We start from the raw sequence: 15,454 nt of genomic DNA on the forward strand, positions 1-15,454 counted from the left end.
CATGAACGACCGTAGCACAAACGGAGCGCGCTCCGTTTCTGATGGGGCGGGAGTCCGCCCGCCGCGGGCGGACGCGGTCCGCAACCGCGACCAGCTCCTCGCGGTGGCCACTCGCGTCTTCATGTCGGCCGACACGGAGCCGTCGATGCGCGTGATCGCCCGCGAGGCAGGGGTCGGTATCGCCACTCTCTACCGGCATTTTCCGACCAGGGAGTCGCTCGTCGACGCGGTCTACCAGGACCAGGTCGTCCGTCTGACGACGGGCGCCCGCGAACTAGTCGGCCAGCTGCCCCCGGCTGCGGCGATGCGGCGCTGGATGGACTTGTTCGGGGAATGGATCGCCACCAAGAACGGCATGCTCGACACGTTGCTCGCGATGGTCGAATCGGGTGAGATCACCCATGCGCGGACCCGGACCGAGCTGCTGACGGCCATCAGCACGATCCTCGACGCAGGCCGCGCGGCAGGGGAACTCCGCTCCGATGTGACCGCGGATGACGTCGCCGCCTCGCTCATCGGCATCTTCACCGTGTTCCCCCCGCCGGGACACGAGACCAAGGCCGCCCGCCTGCTCGACCTCCTGATGGACGGCCTCCGGTCCCATGGCCGTCCGGGCTCCCACGAACCGCAGGACCTGACCTCTTGACCATGGGCCGGCCGATACCGGCAGTCGGGCGCCAAGGGCATGGACGACCGCTCCAGCCGCCCGCACCACCAGCCCCGCCGCCCCCCGGCGGCGGTCGAGGCGACACCTGGCGCGACACCTGCCCCGGCTGGTGCCCGGCAGGGCGTCATCGGCGGAGCGTCACGCGACCTTCGTCATCCGCACCGGTTCCGTCCCCACCGCGCTGTGCCGCTCCGCCCAGTTCTCCAGGGACGTACGGCAGGCGTGGTCGAGGTGGTGGAGGCCGGACAGGTCCAAGCGGACCGGGCGGTCCTGAGGCAGCGACTCCAGGCTGTCCAGCAGCTTCGGCAGCCGCAGGAAGGTCGCGTTGCCCGACAACCGGGCGTCCACCGGGCCCGCGCCGGTGTCGACGACCTTCAGCTCGATGCACGAGGCCTCCCAGGCAGCCTTGACCACCGACAGGGCGAGGCCGATGAGCACGCCCTCGAACATGCTGACCGCGACGATGGCGACGGCCGTCACGGAGAGGACGAGCGCCTCGCCCCGGTGCTCGCGCCACAGCGCGGCCAGCGGCCGGACCGGGACGAGCTTGGCACCCGAATGGATCAGGATGCCCGCGAGCGCCGGGATCGGGAGGTAGGCGAGCACGCCCGGCAGCAGCGCCGCGAACAGCAGCAGCCACACCCCGTGCAGCACACGCGATGCCTTCGTGCGGGCGCCGGCCTGGACGTTGGCCGCGCTGCGCACGATCACCGCGGTCATCGGTAGTGCGCCCAACAGCCCGCACACGGTGTTGCCGACGCCCTGAGCGAGCAGCTCCTGGTCGTACCGAGTGCGCGGCCCCGAATGCAGCCGGTCCACCGCGGCCGCGCTGAACAGCGACTCGGCCGAGGCGATCAGCGTGAACGCGACGACCGTGCCGAGCATCCCGGCGTCCGCCAGCTCGCCGAACGTGCCGAGCGGTGGCGGCTGGACCGAACCCGACAGGCCCCGCACCTCCACCGTGGCCACGGGCAGGCCGAGCGCGAACGCGGCCACCGTGGCGAGGCCGACCGCGGCCACCGGCCCGGGCACGGTCCGCACCTTGGCCGGCACGTGCTTCCACAGCAACAGCACCGCGATCGTGCCCGCGCACAACGCGAGCGAGACCAGCGCCCTGGTGTCGCCGAGGGCGTCCCAGAACGCCCCGGGCAGGCCGGCGATCTTGCCGAGACCGGAGCCCGGAGCCTTGGCGGCCAGCGCCGGGTACAGCTGACCGGCGATCAGCACCAGCCCGATCCCGGCCAGCATGCCCTCGACGACGGAGACGGAGATCGCGCGGAAGTAGCGGCCCATCCTGAGCAGGCCCATGCCCACCTGGAGCAGGCCGGCGGCGAGCACGATCGTGCCGAGCACGGGCAGCCCGAACTCCTTGACCGCCTCGTAGACGAGGACGGACATCCCGGCCGCCGGGCCCGAGACCTGAAGGCTGCTGCCACGCATCAGCCCGGTGACGAGACCACCCACGATGCCGGTGACCAGACCGAGTTCGGCCGGGACCCCGGAGGCGACGGCCACGCCCACGCACAGAGGCAGTGCGACCAGGAAGACGACGAGAGAGGCGGCGAAGTCCTGCCGCAGATACGGAAATCGGGCTACCGCTGTGATGTTCTGACGGGTCATCGGCGTTCTCACAGTGACTCGAAGGTGTCTGTCTGCGGGCGGTGCGTCCGGACGGCGCCGGTGTGCACCTCGTCGTACCTGCTGTGCAGCGCGAGCCGGTCCCGTGTCAGGGCGCGCTCCACGCAGGGTGGGAGCGCAGCCGTGGCAGCTGGGTCAGGACGTGGCACTGCACGGCCTCGGCGACCTCCGGGTCCTCGGTCGCGCCGGGCGGGCCGTGCGCCGCGTGGGTGTACTCGATGGTGGCCGCCTCGCCGGCCGTCCCGCACCGGCTGGGCGGGGGAGACGGTTCCGGGCTCGGCTCTGGCCTGTGCATGGCTGAGCGTGTGCGCGGGTGCGAAGCCTGTCGTTGGTGCGAGGGGCTGGGGTGCGAGCAAGGCCGCGCGAAGGAGGGCGAGCAATGCACGCACCCGTTGTACCTGGGAACATGCGCCTCCCTTCCGTCACTTCGCGCCCACTGAACGAACCAAGTGTTGGTCAATTAATGGTCAAGAATCACGTTAACTCAGCGGAGGGCTTTGCAGGGTCAACTGTGCGCCAGACGCGCAAGAGAGCGTGAAAGGAGTCGGTCGCGTGACGCGAACCTGCCCTTGACGGCGAGCCGACCAGTGCTCCCGGCCCGTTGGTCGGTAGCCCCGGCGAACCTTTCCGGTCGGCTCACCGGGCGTCGGAACGCACACCGCCGGTTGCCGCCGCCCCGACGGACAAGGCGTCGGGGCGGCGGCAACCGGCAGGCGACGGGGGTCAGCGCGGGTTGAGCTTCCACAGGTGGTCGGCGGTGCCGTTGTCGTCCCATTGGAGGACTTGGGCGCCGCTGGCGGTGCTCATGTTCTGGACGCCCAGGAGCAGGTTGCTGTTGTAGTTGACGATCTTGTAGTAGCCGGTGCCGTCGGGCTGCACCCGCCACAGGTGGTCAGGGGTGCCGTTGTCGCCCCAGATCAGCGCCGTGCCGCCGGCCGAGGTGCTCGCGTTGGTGATGCCCAGCAGCAGACCACTGGCCTGGTTGCGGATCTTGTACAGGCCCGGGCCCGCGGACACCAGCGTCCAGGTCTGGGTGGCCGAGCCGCCCGAGGTGGCCTGGTCGACCGGAGTGCCCTGGCTGGTGGCCCCGTTCCGGGTGTCGAGTGCAAGGGCGCTGTTCTTGTTGGTGATCTGGTAGCTGCCGTCAAGGGTGGTGCCGCTGCCGCTCCCGGGCGTGATCACGATGTGGTAGCCGTAGGCGCTGTTCGCGGATACCGGAACCGTGATGGAGCCGTTGTTCACGGCGTAGTCGGACTCGGAGAGGGTGGTCGGCCCCGACACGGCCACCGTACGTCCCGGGGAAGGCGTGTACTCGACCTTGACGTGGACGGTCGACCCGAAGGCCGACAGCGAGCCCAGTCCGTTGACGGTCACCGCCGAGTCGCCGGAACCGCCGCCGAAGACGACGTCGATCTCGTTGCCGGCACTGTTGCGGGAGGCGGCTCCGTCGATACCGGTCTGGGCGGGCGGGGTGGTGACGAGCATGCTGCCGCTCATGTCGGCGTACCACTTGTACAGCCAGTAGGCGCCGTTGGGGCTGCCGCCCTGGCCGGTGAGCAGATCCCCGAGCGCCCCGGACTGGTTCCAGAAGGCGAGTTCGGCGTCGTGGACGCCCAGGCGCTCGAACTTGGCGATGTAGCCCACCAGGGCACCGGGAACGCCCACCTCGGAGGGGGCGGCGTACTCCTCGATCGCGATCGGCCGCGGACTGATGCCGTACTTGTTCTCCAGAGCGGTCACCGTCGCCACATCACCGGCGATCTTCGACGACCTGGTCAGCTCGTGCCAGGCGATGATGTCCGGCACCGTGTTGGTGGCGACCGCGTTTCTCAAGAAGTTGTCCATGTCGCCGATGTTGTCCGAGAAGCTCGGGCCCTGGATCGGCGTGGTGGCGTCCTTGGACCTGATCTCGCGGTAGGTCCTGGTCCAGAAGTCCTCGAACGTGCCGTTGGAGGAAAGCCAGGTGTTGTCGGACTCGTTCCAGGGCGCGTACGCGGCCAGGTTGGTGATGCCCGATGCCTTGGTCTTGGCGATCTGGTCGTCGACCACGCCCAGCCAGTCGCTCCAGCTGAACTGGTACGGCCAGCCGGCGTAGTAGTCCGACAACCGGTTGACCACCTTCGCTCCGGCTCTGGCCGCCTTCGGCGCCACCGTCAGGATGTCGCCGGTCGGTTGCTGACGACCGCCCTGCGGTTTTTGTACGAAGGTGTTCGGCTTGATCGCCTGCACCAGGTTGTCGGCCGGGGTCGTGGCGTTCGCCAGACCGTACAGACTGCCCGTCGCCACGTGCGTGACCGGGCGCAGGACCTGGTTGGCGTTGACGACGAGGGTGGAGGGAGCGGCTTGGGCGGGCGTGCCCGACAGGATCACGGTGGTGGTGGCCAGGGCGGTGGCGAGGGTGGCGGCGATCGTGCGGACTGGGTTTCCTCTGCGGCGGTGACGGGGGATCGGGTCCGACATCAGCGGCTCTCCTGGGGGTGGAAGTGGACGTGCCGGTGGCGCGGTGCGCCGGGGAGGCGGCGGCTCGGGGGTCGGCCGGTCGCCTGGGACGAGGGCCCTCATGAACGGTGGCGGCTCCGCGGGGCCCGAGGGCGGAGCGCGGTCCCGTCCGGCCGGTGGGCCGCGGGCGGCGGGCGTCGTGGGATCAGTCCTTGACGGCGCCCGCGGTGACCCCGGCGGCCACGTAGCGCTGGGCGAGGACGAGGAGGATCGCCGCGGGCAGGGAGGCGACGACGGCCGTGGCCATGATCGCGTTCCACTCCTGGTTGTTGTTGCCGATGTAGTGGTAGATGCCGAGGGTGATCGGCCGCCGGTCGCCGCCGCCGTCGAGCGTGTTGGCGAAGACGAAGTCGGACCAGGCCCACAGGAACCCGAAGAGGGAGACCGTGACGACGGCGTTGCGGCTCACCGGGAGGACGACGGACAGGAAGGTGCGCAGGGTTCCGGCGCCGTCGATGCGGGCCGCGGCGATGAGTTCGCCGGGAATCCCGGACATGAAGGCTGTGAAGATCATGACGCCGAAGGGCACGGCGATGGTCGAGTCGGCGACGATCAGACCCCACCAGGAGTTCAGCAGACCGAGGTCGAGGAAGATGCCGTAGAAGCCCATCGCCATGACGATGCCGGGAATCATCTGGGCGACCAGCAGGACGAGGCCGAGGACGCCCCCACCGTAGGGCCTGAGTCTCGCCAGCGCGAAACCGGCCGGGGCGGCGATGAGCAGCGTGAGGACGACCGTGCCCAGACCGATGAGCAGGCTGGTGCCGAGATAGGGCATCTGGTCGTTCAGCACGGCCCGGTAGCCCTCGAACGTGGGGTGCAGGGGCAGCAGGTCCGGCGGGCTCTTGCGCATGTCCTGCTGCGGAGTGAGGGACACGTTGAGCATCCAGTACACCGGGAACAGCATCAGGGCGGTGAGAACGAGACCTGTGACGGTGTGACGGGCCGACCTGGTACGAGACATCACGATTCCTGCCTCTTCTGGACACGGATGTACAGCAGCCCGAAGACGAGGGCGATGAGGATGAGCATGTTTCCGACGGCGGCCCCGGGGCCGAACTTCGGCAGCAGGGTGCCGAACCCGAGCTGATAGGACCAGGTCGCCAGGGTGGAGGAGGCGTCGCCCGGACCGCCCTTGGTCATGATCCAGATCAGGTCGAAGACCTTGAGGGTGTAGACGAGACCGAGCAGCAGGGTGATGGCCGACACCGGCCGCAGCAACGGAAAGGTGATGCACCGGAACTGCTGCCAGGTGCTCGCCCCGTCCAGGGCCGCCGCCTCGTACAGCTCATCGGGGATGTTCTGCAGACCGCTGTAGAGGATGACGAGGTTGAACGGGATGCCGATCCAGATGTTGGCGACGATCACCGAGGTCAGCGCCCAGCTCGGGGAGTTGAGCCAGTCGACGGGGGAGACGCCCACCAGATGGAGGGCGTAGTTGATGACGCCGGACTCGCTGTTGAGCATCCACGACCAGGTCGACGCCGACACGATCAGCGGGAGCAGCCATGGGATCAGGAACAGTGCCCGGAGCGTGCCGGCCAGCCGGAAGTGCCGGTTGAAGAAGACCGCGAGGGCGAGTCCGGCCAGGTACTGGAACACGATCGACACGAAGGTGAAGATCATGGTGTGGCGCATCGCCGGACCGAACGTGGGGTCGTCGAGGACGCTCCGGAAGTTGTCCAGCCCGGAGAAGGGCGCGTCGCCTGCCACGAACGAGCGGACCGTGTAGTCACGCAGGCTCAGGTCGAGATTGCGGTAGAGGGGATAGACGTAGAAGGCGGCGAGGTAGAGGACCAGCGGGGCGAGGAAGGCCAGCGCGGTGAGCCGGCTCCTGCGGCGCTGCCGGCGCCGGAACGCCGAGGCGTCCGTTCGGTCACCGGTGCCGGTCACCGCGGACTTGACCGGTGACCGCGGTGGGCGGCGGTCGACGCGGGCGGTGGTCATGCGAACTCCTGGATGCGGGTGGCCTGCCCGGAGCCGTGGTGGTGTCCGGGCGGTTGCGGGTGCCGTGCGGCTCGGAGAAGAGGCCCCGGGCGCGTGCCACGAGGGCGCCGCGCGTCAGTTGCCCTTGCCGACGGCCGTCTGCGCGGCGTCGAGAGCGGCCTTGGGGCTCTTGCCGCCGGACAGGGCGGCCTGGACGGCGGTCCACATCGGCTGCGAGATGGTCGGGTACTTGGTGCCCAGGCCGCCGCTGGTGCGACCGCGTGCCGCGGCCACCGCCCTGACCCACGGCTCGAGCCGGGGGTTCGACTTGACCTGCTCGGCCTGCACCGCCGTGGTGGGCGCGACATACATCAGGGTGTTGTCGGTGGTCAGCAGGTTGGCGGAGTTGGTCAGGCAGGTGACGATCTTCGTGCTGACGCCGTAGCGCGAGGTGTCCTTCTGCACGGGCACCGTGACGAACTCGCCGCCGGTCGGCACGGGCGCCGCCCCGCCGTTTTCGCCGGGGATGCCGATGACCCCGTAGTCGAAACCGGCCTTGCCCGCGTTGCCGAGCTGCCAGGTGCCGTTCTCGCCGAAGGCGTAGTCCCCGGTGGCGAACTGCTGCCAGCTGGTGGTCTGCGTGTTCTGCAGCACGTCCTTGGGCGCGTACCCGGATTGGACCCACTGCTTCCACAGGGACAGCGCCGCCGTGCCCTCGTCGGAGTTCAGCTTGGTGAGGTCGCCGCCGGCGCCCCAGAACCACGGCAGGAACTGGAAGCTGCCCTCTTCCGTGTTGATCGCGGAGAAGGTGATGCCCTTCTTCCCGGCCGCCTTGACCTTCTTCAGGGCTGCCGTCAGGGAGGCCCAGTCCTTGACGGAGGCGGGGTCGACGTGCGCGGCGGACAGGATCTTCTTGTTGTAGTAGAGGGCCAGTGTGTTCGCGCCGATCGGCACACCGTAGGACGCGCCGTCGACCTCTCCGCCGCCGAGGATGTTCTTCTGGATCGGCTTCGTGTCCAGACCCAGGTCGCTGGTCTTGTTGAGGATTCCCGCCTCCACCAGTGTGGACACGACCGGGTTGTCGACGAGCATGACGTCGGGGGCGTTGCCCTGCTGGGCGGCGAGCAGCGCCTTGTTGCCGAGGTCCGTGGTGTCCATACCGGTGCGCTTGACCTTGACCCCGGCGTCGCCGCCGCACTTGGTGACGAGCCTGCCCCAGGCGGAGGAGGCGTCGAACTGCGGGTACGGGTCCCAGAAGGTGTACGTCCCGCCGGCCTTCCCGGACGTGGACGAGCCGGCACCACCACCGCAGGAGGCCAGGGAGGTGAGTGCGCCGAGGGCGGCGACGGCGGTGATCAGGCTACGGCGGCTGTTTCTCACGGTGACCTCGTTGTCTCGGCGTGTTTCACTGCGAGCAGGGGCGGGGTGGAGCCGGGGACGGTCGTGGGGTTCAGGAAGTGGGGAGCCAGACGCGCATGCTGCCGTCCTGGCGGTTCGCCCACGCGTAGTAGGGGATCGCGGTCAGTTCGAGGGGCTCGGCCGCCCGCGGCCCGTCGGCGGCCTGCGCACTCCGGTACGGCCACCAGCCGGCATCGGGGATGCGCCGACGGTGCCCCGCGGCCACGACGGTGGTGACTCCGCCGAGCAGGTCCGGACGGTGCCGCACCATGAGTGCGCGTGTGGTGTCGAGGACGATGTCGTCCAGGCCGCCGGGGTGGTCGACCTGCTCCAGGCAGTACACGAGCGGCCCGCGTTCGATCGCCACGCAGCCGCGTACGGCGTCCACCCGCGGATCGGCGGCCGTGAGGCGGGGTTCCAGGCCGAGTTCGAGGACGACCACGTCGCCGGGGGCCCAGGCGCGCTCCAGCCGCAGCCAGCCGTCGTCGACCGGCGCGTCGTCCTGGTCGTACACCGTCTCCCCGTACCGGACGCGGAACTCGCCACACCACTGCGGGACGCGTAGTGAGAGGACGCGGGGCCGGTCGCCGGGGGCCTCCTCCACGGTCAGTCCGATCACGCCCTGCCAGGGGTAGTCGGTCTCGCAGCGGACGGTGAGGCCAGGGGCGGTGTAGCGGCCGGCGACGTACTGGTGGATCTGGAGGCCGCCCGCGTCTTCGCTGGCGAGGTAGTGCTCCAAGGAGGCCAGCAGGCGCATCACGTTCGGCGGACAGCAGGCACAGCGGAACCAGCGGGTGCGGCGGGCCGACTGGTCCCCGCCGGTGTCGGTGTGCCCGTCGCGGACCTGGAGCGGGTTGACGTACAGCCACCGCTCGCCGTCCAGTGAGACGCCGGTGAGGAAACCGTTGTAGAGGGTGCGCTCGATCAGGTCGGAGTAGCGGGCCTCGCCGGTGAGCAGGGCCATGCGCCAGCTCCACTGGACGGAGGCGACGGCGGCGCAGGTCTCGCAGTAGGCGCGCTCGTTGGGCAGCTCGAACGGGTCGCCGAAGTCCTCCTCGTCGTGGTGGGCGCCAAGGCCGCCGGTCACATACGTCTTGGTGGCCGTCATCGCCGACCACAGCCGTTCGGTGGCGGCGCGCAGTTCCGCGTCCCCGGTCTCGGTCGCCAGGTCGGTGGCGGCGGCCAGCAGGTACAACTGACGTACGGCGTGCCCTTCCACGTCGGTCGCCTCGCGCAGTGGAACGCGGTCCTGGCAGTACGCCTCACCGCCGAGCAGGCCGTGGCCGAAGCGGTCGACGAAGTAGCCGGCCAGGTCCAGGTAGCGGCGCTCACCGGTCTCCCGGTACAGCTCCACCAGGGCGGTCTCCACCTCGGGGTGACCGTCGACGCCGTCGAGGGGTTTTCCGCTGTCCGCGGGGCCGAAGACGCTGTCGATGTGGTCGGCGAACCTCACGGCGACATCGAGCAGGCGACGGCGTCCGGTGGCCCGGTGGTGGGCCACCGCGGCCTGGATCAGATGGCCGGCGCAGTACAGCTCGTGGCCCCAGCGCAGGTCCCTGTACCGCTCGCCGCCCTTGAGCAGTTGGAACCAGGTGTTCAGATAACCGTCGGGCTGCTGCGCGTCCGCGACGAGGGAAACGATCCGCTCCACGTCCGCCGCGAGTGGGTCGTCGCCGTCGGGCGACCCGTGGGCGAGTTGCCAGGCCGCGGCCTCCAACCACTTGTAGACGTCCGAGTCCACGAACGGGTACGCACCCTGGAACTCGCCCTCGGCGGTGCCCGCCGCAAGCCGCAGATTGTTCAGGTTCCCCGCCGACTCCAGCAGACCGGGGCCCAGTGGTATGGAGGTGCGCGCGTTCACCTCCCTCCGGGTGCCCCAGAAGCCGGCGCCCACCTCGACGGCGGCGGGGACCAGCGCGGCCCTGGCACCCGGGCCGAGGCGAACCGGGCCCGCGGGGGAGCGACCCGCTTCGAGTGGAGCCGGGCACGTGGGGGAGGACACGGTGGAACGTGGACGAGGCATGGCTCTCCGAGAAGGCAGGTGGGAAAACGGGGTGAAGCCCGGCGCACGTGGGATGTCGTGCGTCCTGGGAGCGGCCCGGCGGTGCCCCGCTCCCCGTACTCGTTTGGGAAAACGATTTTCTGCCGGAAACGTAGGGAGCCCGAGGGTGTGAGTCAAGGGGGAGTGCGGCAAGTTTCTCCGCCCCGCCGGAAACTGGTCAGGGTGCGAGATGGGTGTCAGGATGGGCATCACTGACGTCGTCTAGGAAAAGGATTGCGCGTGACCGCTGTTTCAGGGCCTCCCCAAGGCGGGCGGGCGAAGCTCGCCGATGTCGCCAAGCTGGCCGGCGTCAGTGTGGGGACGGCCTCGAAAGCACTGAACGGCAACGGCAGGATGCGGCCCGAGACGCGGCAGCGCGTCCTGGCCGCCGTCGAAGCGCTCGACTTCCGGCCCAACCAGCATGCGCAGAGCCTGCATACCGGGCGCAGCTGGACCGTCGGGCTGATGACGACCGACGGCATCGGCCGTTTCAGCACTCCGGTACTGCTCGGCGCCGAGGATGCGCTTGGCGCGGGGAAGATCTCCGTGCTGCTGTGCGACACCCGGGGCGACGCCATCCGCGAGCAGCATCATCTGCGCAACCTGATGGACCGTAGGGTGGACGGCATCATCGTGACCGGCCGGCGCACCGACCCGCGTCCTCCTCTGACGGGCATCGAGCCGATCCCCACGGTCTACGCCCTCTCGCCGTCCACCGACCCGAACGACATGTCCGTCGTGTCCGACGACCGCAGCGGAGCACGGCTGGCGGTCGAGCACCTGCTGGCGACGGGCCGCACCCGCATCGCGCATGTGACCGGCCCGGCACATCACGCTGCCGCCCGTGACCGGGCCCAGCACACCGTCGAGTTGCTGGGGGACTCCTCGCTGGCGCTCTCCACCGGCCGGGTCCACTTCGGCGAGTGGAGCGAGGCGTGGGGCCGCCGCGCCGCCGAGGCGGTCCTGCGTGCCGCACCGGACACCGACGCCTTCTTCTGCGGCAACGACCAGATCGCGAGGGGCGTCGCCGACAGGCTGCGCGAAGGCGGCATGGACGTCCCCGGCAGGGTGGCGGTCGTCGGCTATGACAACTGGGACGTCATGGCGCTGGCGTGCCGCCCGCCGCTGACCACGATCGACACGAATCTCGCGGAGGTCGGCCGGCAGGCCGCGCTGCGGCTTCTCGACGCCATCGGCGGCAACCCGGAGCCAGGCGTGTGCACCGTTCCCTGCCGCCTCGTCGTCCGCGAGTCGAGCTGAGTCGTCCCGTGTGCCGTCTGCTGGATGCTCGGCTCGCTTGCTGCCCCCGCAGGAACTGCCCGGGCGGTCACGTGCGTTCCCGGGTTTCGTTCCGCTGACCCTGATGCCGTTCCCGGGCGTGTTCCGTGGGCGGAATGACGCTGGGCTGCGGGCTGCCCGGGAACGGTCCGGACAAGCTCGACGAGTGGCAGAATCGGGCCCCGGGCCAACAGAAGGCAACAGATTCAGACGCACTGCCAGCGGCCAAGGAAAGTGAAGCAACAAATATTGACGCGTTCGATCAGTGCGCGTTAACTTCCCGCGAAGGTGCCGAGTGGCGTGAACTCTGCCGCCGCACCGGCAGGTTGAGCTCCATTTCCCTCCCCACAGCCACGGGAGCACACCATGCGCAGAGCACACACCATCGCCGCGCGAGGAATCCCGCGCCTCGTCACGAGATCAGCGGTCCTCCCTCTCCGGCACATACTGTCCGCCGTGGCCGCCCTCGGTCTCGTCCTCGGCGCGCTGATCGCCTTTCCCGCCGTCTCCCAGGCGGCCGGCTCGCTGCCGTGCGACATCTACGGCGCGGCCGGCACCCCCTGCGTCGCCGCGCACAGCACCACACGCGCCCTGCTGTCCTCCTACAACGGCCCCCTCTACCAGGTCACACGCGCCTCCGACGGGGCCCGCGCCGACATCGGACTGCTGGCCCCCGGCGGCTACGCCAACGCCGCCCAGCAGGACGTGTTCTGCCAGAACACCACATGCCGCATCACCAAGGTCTACGACCAGACCTCCCGCCACAACGACCTCACCCCCGGCCCGGCCGGCACCTCCGGCATGGGCGCCGACCGGGGCGCCGACGCCGGCGAGATCGCGGTGACGGCCGGCGGCCACAAGGTCTACGGCATCTGGATCTCGCCGGGCGTCGGCTACCGCTACACCGGCGTGGCCTCCGGCGTCGCCGTCAACGGCCAGCCCGAGGGCGCCTACATGGTGGCCTCCGGCACCCACGTCGGCTCCGACTGCTGCTTCGACTACGGCAACGCCGAGAGCACCCCGGCCGACACCGGAAACGGCCACATGGATGCCGTCTCCATCGCCACCACGTGCTACTTCGCACCGTGCACCGGCTCCGGACCATGGGTCGAGGCCGACCTGGAGAACGGCATGTTCCAAGGCGACAACGGCTCCAACACCGCCAACCGGGGCAACAACAGCCCGTTCGTCACGGCCGTGCTGAAGAACGACGGGCAGACCAAGTACGCCCTCAAGGGCGGCAACTCCCAGACCGGCGCACTGACAACCTGGTGGGACGGCGGACTGCCCACCCGCGGCGGCTACAAGCCCATGCACCAGGAGGGCGGCATCATCCTGGGCACCGGCGGTGACAACAGCAACTGGAACCGGGGCACCTTCTTCGAGGGCGTCATGGTCTCCGGCTACCCGAGCGACGCCGCCGAGAACGCCGTCCAGGCCAACATCGTCTCCGTCGGCTACGCGGGCCAGACCGACGTGCCCAACGGCCCGCAGGGCACCGTCACCGGCCCCGGCGGCAAGTGCGTGGACGTGGCCGCCGACGACACGGGCGCCAACGGCGCCGCCGTGCAGCTGTGGGACTGCCAGACCTGGGCCGAGGACCAGCACTGGCAGCACAACGCCGACGGCTCGCTGAGCACCATCGGCCGCTGCCTGGACATCGAGGGCAACGGCACCGCCAACGGCGCCAAGGTCGAGCTGTGGGACTGCAACGGGGTCGGCGGTCAGAAGTGGGTGCAGCAGACCGACGGCTCCCTGCGCAACCCGCAGTCGGGCCGCTGCCTCGACTCGCCGAGCGGCGCCACCGCCAACGGCACCCGGTTGCAGATCTGGGACTGCAACGGTTCGACGGCGCAGAAGTTCTCCGTCGACGGCGGCGCCCCGGTCGCGGCCCCCGGCGGCAAGTGCCTCGACGTGGCCGCCGACGACACCGGCTCCAACGGCAGCGCCGTACAGCTCTGGGACTGCCAGTCCTACGCCGTCGACCAGCACTGGTACCACAACGCGAACGGCTCGCTGCGCTCGCTCGGCCGCTGCCTCGACGTCAACGGCAACGGCACCGCGAACGGCACGCAGGTCGAGCTGTGGGACTGCAACGGCGTCGGCGGCCAGAACTGGCAGCAACGCTCGGACGGTTCCCTGTTCAACCCCCAGTCGGGCCGGTGCCTGGACTCGCCCGACGGCGCGACCGCCAACGGCACCCGGCTGCGCATCTGGGACTGCAACGGCTCGGCAGCACAGCGGTTCACACTGACCTGACCTGACGACATCGGGAAGGGAGAGGGGGTACGGGACCGGAATCCGGTCCCGTACCCCCTACTCTTTTCGACTCAGTTGACGTACACCTCCGCGCGGTCGACGCTGACGAACGACGCCCCGGACTGCGCGTCGTGCTCGCCCGTCACCCGCACCCGCAGCGTGTGCCGGCCGTAGGGCAGGCGCGGGCTGAGGAACTGGAGTGTCTCGCCGGTGCGGATCGCGCCGTAGTAGTCGAGGCGTTGCTCGGCGCCGCCGTCGATGCTGAGCGCCGCGTAGCCGTTGCCGGTGTCGCGGACGGACAGCAGGGCGATCCGGGTGCCGGTGAAGGTGAACGTGGCGGTGTTCCCGGCCTGGTCGCTCCAGTGGTCGTCGCCCCAGAAGCACTGCACGGCGCAGCCGGTGCCCGAGTTCCAGGAGCCGGTGTAGGCGACGCTGCCCGCGCCGTTGGAACGGCCGTCGTCGTTGATCCAGTAGGCGCCCGGTCCCGGGTCGCCGGACGGCAGGTCCTGAGTGGCGCCCGTCGCGAGCGGGACGCCGAGGTTCGGGCTGCCGTCGGCGTTCCAGCCGATGCGCTGGGCGCGGGTGGTGCGGTCGGTGTAGGTGTAGGCCGAGGTGGTCTTGGCGTGGTAGACGATCCAGTCCTGGGTGCCGTCGGGCGACGTGAAGAAGGCGTGGTGGCCAGGCCCGAAGACGCCGTGGTCGTCGGCGCGGGAGAAGACCGCCCCCTGGTGCTGCGTCCAGTTGCCGGGGACCAGCGGGTCGGCGTTCGACGGCAGCGACATCATCCACACCTGGTAGTCCGGCTTGCCGGTGTCACAGGTCGAATACGTCATCCAGGTACGGCCGTTGCGGTACAGGAACTCCGGCCCCTCCCGCACCTCGGGGCACCCGCCGGCCGCGTTGATCGCCACGGCGTCGCCCGAGACGGTGTACGGGTTCGACAGGGGCGCGATGTTGAGACCGTTGTGCTGGTACGGGTTGATGCCGCTGTAGGCCAGGTAGAGGCGGCCGTTGTGCTGGAGGATGCCCGGGTCGATGGCGAAGTCGGCGGCGTGGTTGGGGGGCACCAGTTTCGCCTTGAAGTGGTACGGCCCGGCCGGGTCGTCGCGGTCGGACTCGGCGACGTAGATCCGGTGGTGGTCGTCGGTGCCGTCGTCGGCGGTGTAGTAGAGGTACCAGCGGTCGCCGAACCGGTAGAACTCCGGCGCCCACACGTCCCGGTTGCGCGAGGCGTCGGTGTCGGCCCACACGGTGATGGGATCGGCGGTCAGCAGGGTGCTCAGCGACGGCGAGCGCCACATGCGGATGCTGCTGCCCTGGCTGGTGGTGAGGTAGTAGTTCCCGTTCCAGTACGTCATGAACGGGTCCGGCCCGGTGTTGAGCGGGTTGCGGAACGTACCGGTGGCGGCGGCCTGTTGGGCCGCGGGCCGGGCCATCGGCCCGTCCGCCTGGGCCGCCGCGACGGGAGCGGGGCGTACGGCGCTCAGCGCGACGAGGACCAGCCCGAGCGCGACCAGCACGCCGAGCAGACGCCGCGGGCGCGAGCGAGGGGGCCGCGACCGGGGGAGGGCGGTGCGGGATTGCGTGCGCATGAGGGACTCCTTTTGGGGAGCGCTTTCGCACTGAGGCGGGGGAAGGCCCGGCGCGGCTGCGCCGGGACATCGCTTTGCATCGTTGTAATACCGACGGTGCGCCACCGTAGGGTGATGTTGACAGGGCGTCAAGACGCTCGTGCCTCAAGGCGTGCG

Annotated in this window: 11 protein-coding genes and 1 pseudogene; 4 read left to right on the forward strand and 8 right to left on the reverse strand. The window is 70.0% G+C overall.

Annotation, left to right across the window (positions count from 1 at the left end; translation table 11 throughout):
* Position 1: 1 nt before the first annotated feature.
* Both ACSP97_RS35745 and ACSP97_RS35750 read left to right on the forward strand, forming a co-directional pair.
* Entirely contained in the window at positions 2–646 is a 645-nt protein-coding gene (locus tag ACSP97_RS35745; RefSeq protein ID WP_388295517.1) for a TetR/AcrR family transcriptional regulator, read from the forward strand.
* 3 nt (positions 647–649) lie between these two features.
* A pseudogene (locus tag ACSP97_RS35750) lies at positions 650–745 on the forward strand (leucine zipper domain-containing protein); the annotation flags it as partial.
* A gap of 60 nt (positions 746–805) precedes the next feature.
* On the opposite strand, the gene ACSP97_RS35755 reads toward ACSP97_RS35750, so the two are convergent.
* The 7 genes from ACSP97_RS35755 to ACSP97_RS35785 all read right to left on the reverse strand — a co-directional run bounded on the left by ACSP97_RS35755 (position 806) and on the right by ACSP97_RS35785 (position 10,151).
* Positions 806–2,287 carry a SulP family inorganic anion transporter gene (locus tag ACSP97_RS35755; RefSeq protein WP_388311922.1) on the reverse strand — a complete coding sequence of 494 codons (1,482 nt, stop codon included), beginning with the start codon at positions 2,285–2,287 and terminating at the stop codon, positions 806–808.
* Positions 2,288–2,393: 106 nt separating this feature from the next.
* Positions 2,394–2,600, reverse strand: a complete 207-nt coding sequence (locus tag ACSP97_RS35760; protein ID WP_388311919.1) for a hypothetical protein — start codon at positions 2,598–2,600, stop codon at positions 2,394–2,396.
* A 428-nt stretch (positions 2,601–3,028) separates the two neighbouring features.
* Positions 3,029–4,765: an RICIN domain-containing protein gene (locus ACSP97_RS35765; protein ID WP_440555942.1), complete on the reverse strand. Its 1,737-nt coding sequence runs from the start codon at positions 4,763–4,765 to the stop codon at positions 3,029–3,031.
* A 184-nt stretch (positions 4,766–4,949) separates the two neighbouring features.
* Entirely contained in the window at positions 4,950–5,768 is an 819-nt protein-coding gene (locus ACSP97_RS35770) for a carbohydrate ABC transporter permease (RefSeq protein ID WP_355151849.1), read from the reverse strand.
* On the reverse strand, positions 5,768–6,751 hold the full coding sequence (locus tag ACSP97_RS35775) for a carbohydrate ABC transporter permease (protein WP_358676491.1): 984 nt from the start codon (positions 6,749–6,751) through the stop codon (positions 5,768–5,770). The genes ACSP97_RS35770 and ACSP97_RS35775 overlap by 1 nt, the downstream gene beginning before the upstream one ends.
* A 114-nt stretch (positions 6,752–6,865) precedes the next feature.
* Positions 6,866–8,110, reverse strand: coding sequence for a sugar ABC transporter substrate-binding protein (locus tag ACSP97_RS35780; RefSeq protein ID WP_355328944.1), 1,245 nt, complete (start codon positions 8,108–8,110; stop codon positions 6,866–6,868).
* 70 nt (positions 8,111–8,180) lie between these two features.
* The gene (locus tag ACSP97_RS35785) at positions 8,181–10,151 is read right to left on the reverse strand and encodes a glycoside hydrolase family 127 protein (RefSeq protein WP_440555943.1); all 1,971 of its coding nucleotides are present in this window, start codon (positions 10,149–10,151) and stop codon (positions 8,181–8,183) included.
* A gap of 258 nt (positions 10,152–10,409) precedes the next feature.
* On the opposite strand from ACSP97_RS35785, the gene ACSP97_RS35790 reads away from it, so the two are divergent.
* Both ACSP97_RS35790 and ACSP97_RS35795 read left to right on the forward strand, forming a co-directional pair.
* The gene (locus ACSP97_RS35790; RefSeq protein WP_355151845.1) at positions 10,410–11,429 is read left to right on the forward strand and encodes a LacI family DNA-binding transcriptional regulator; all 1,020 of its coding nucleotides are present in this window, start codon (positions 10,410–10,412) and stop codon (positions 11,427–11,429) included.
* Positions 11,430–11,813: 384 nt separating this feature from the next.
* A complete protein-coding gene (locus ACSP97_RS35795) occupies positions 11,814–13,706 on the forward strand; it encodes an arabinofuranosidase catalytic domain-containing protein (RefSeq protein ID WP_355151844.1) in 1,893 nt (630 codons plus the stop codon).
* A 71-nt stretch (positions 13,707–13,777) separates the two neighbouring features.
* Here ACSP97_RS35795 and ACSP97_RS35800 read toward each other — a convergent pair whose 3' ends face one another.
* A complete protein-coding gene (locus ACSP97_RS35800) occupies positions 13,778–15,298 on the reverse strand; it encodes a family 43 glycosylhydrolase (RefSeq protein ID WP_355151843.1) in 1,521 nt (506 codons plus the stop codon).
* Positions 15,299–15,454: the final 156 nt, after the last annotated feature.

Source organism: Streptomyces sp. SCPE 10 (assembly GCF_051980735.1).
In the GTDB taxonomy this organism is placed as follows: Bacteria; Actinomycetota; Actinomycetes; order Streptomycetales; family Streptomycetaceae; genus Streptomyces; species Streptomyces misionensis.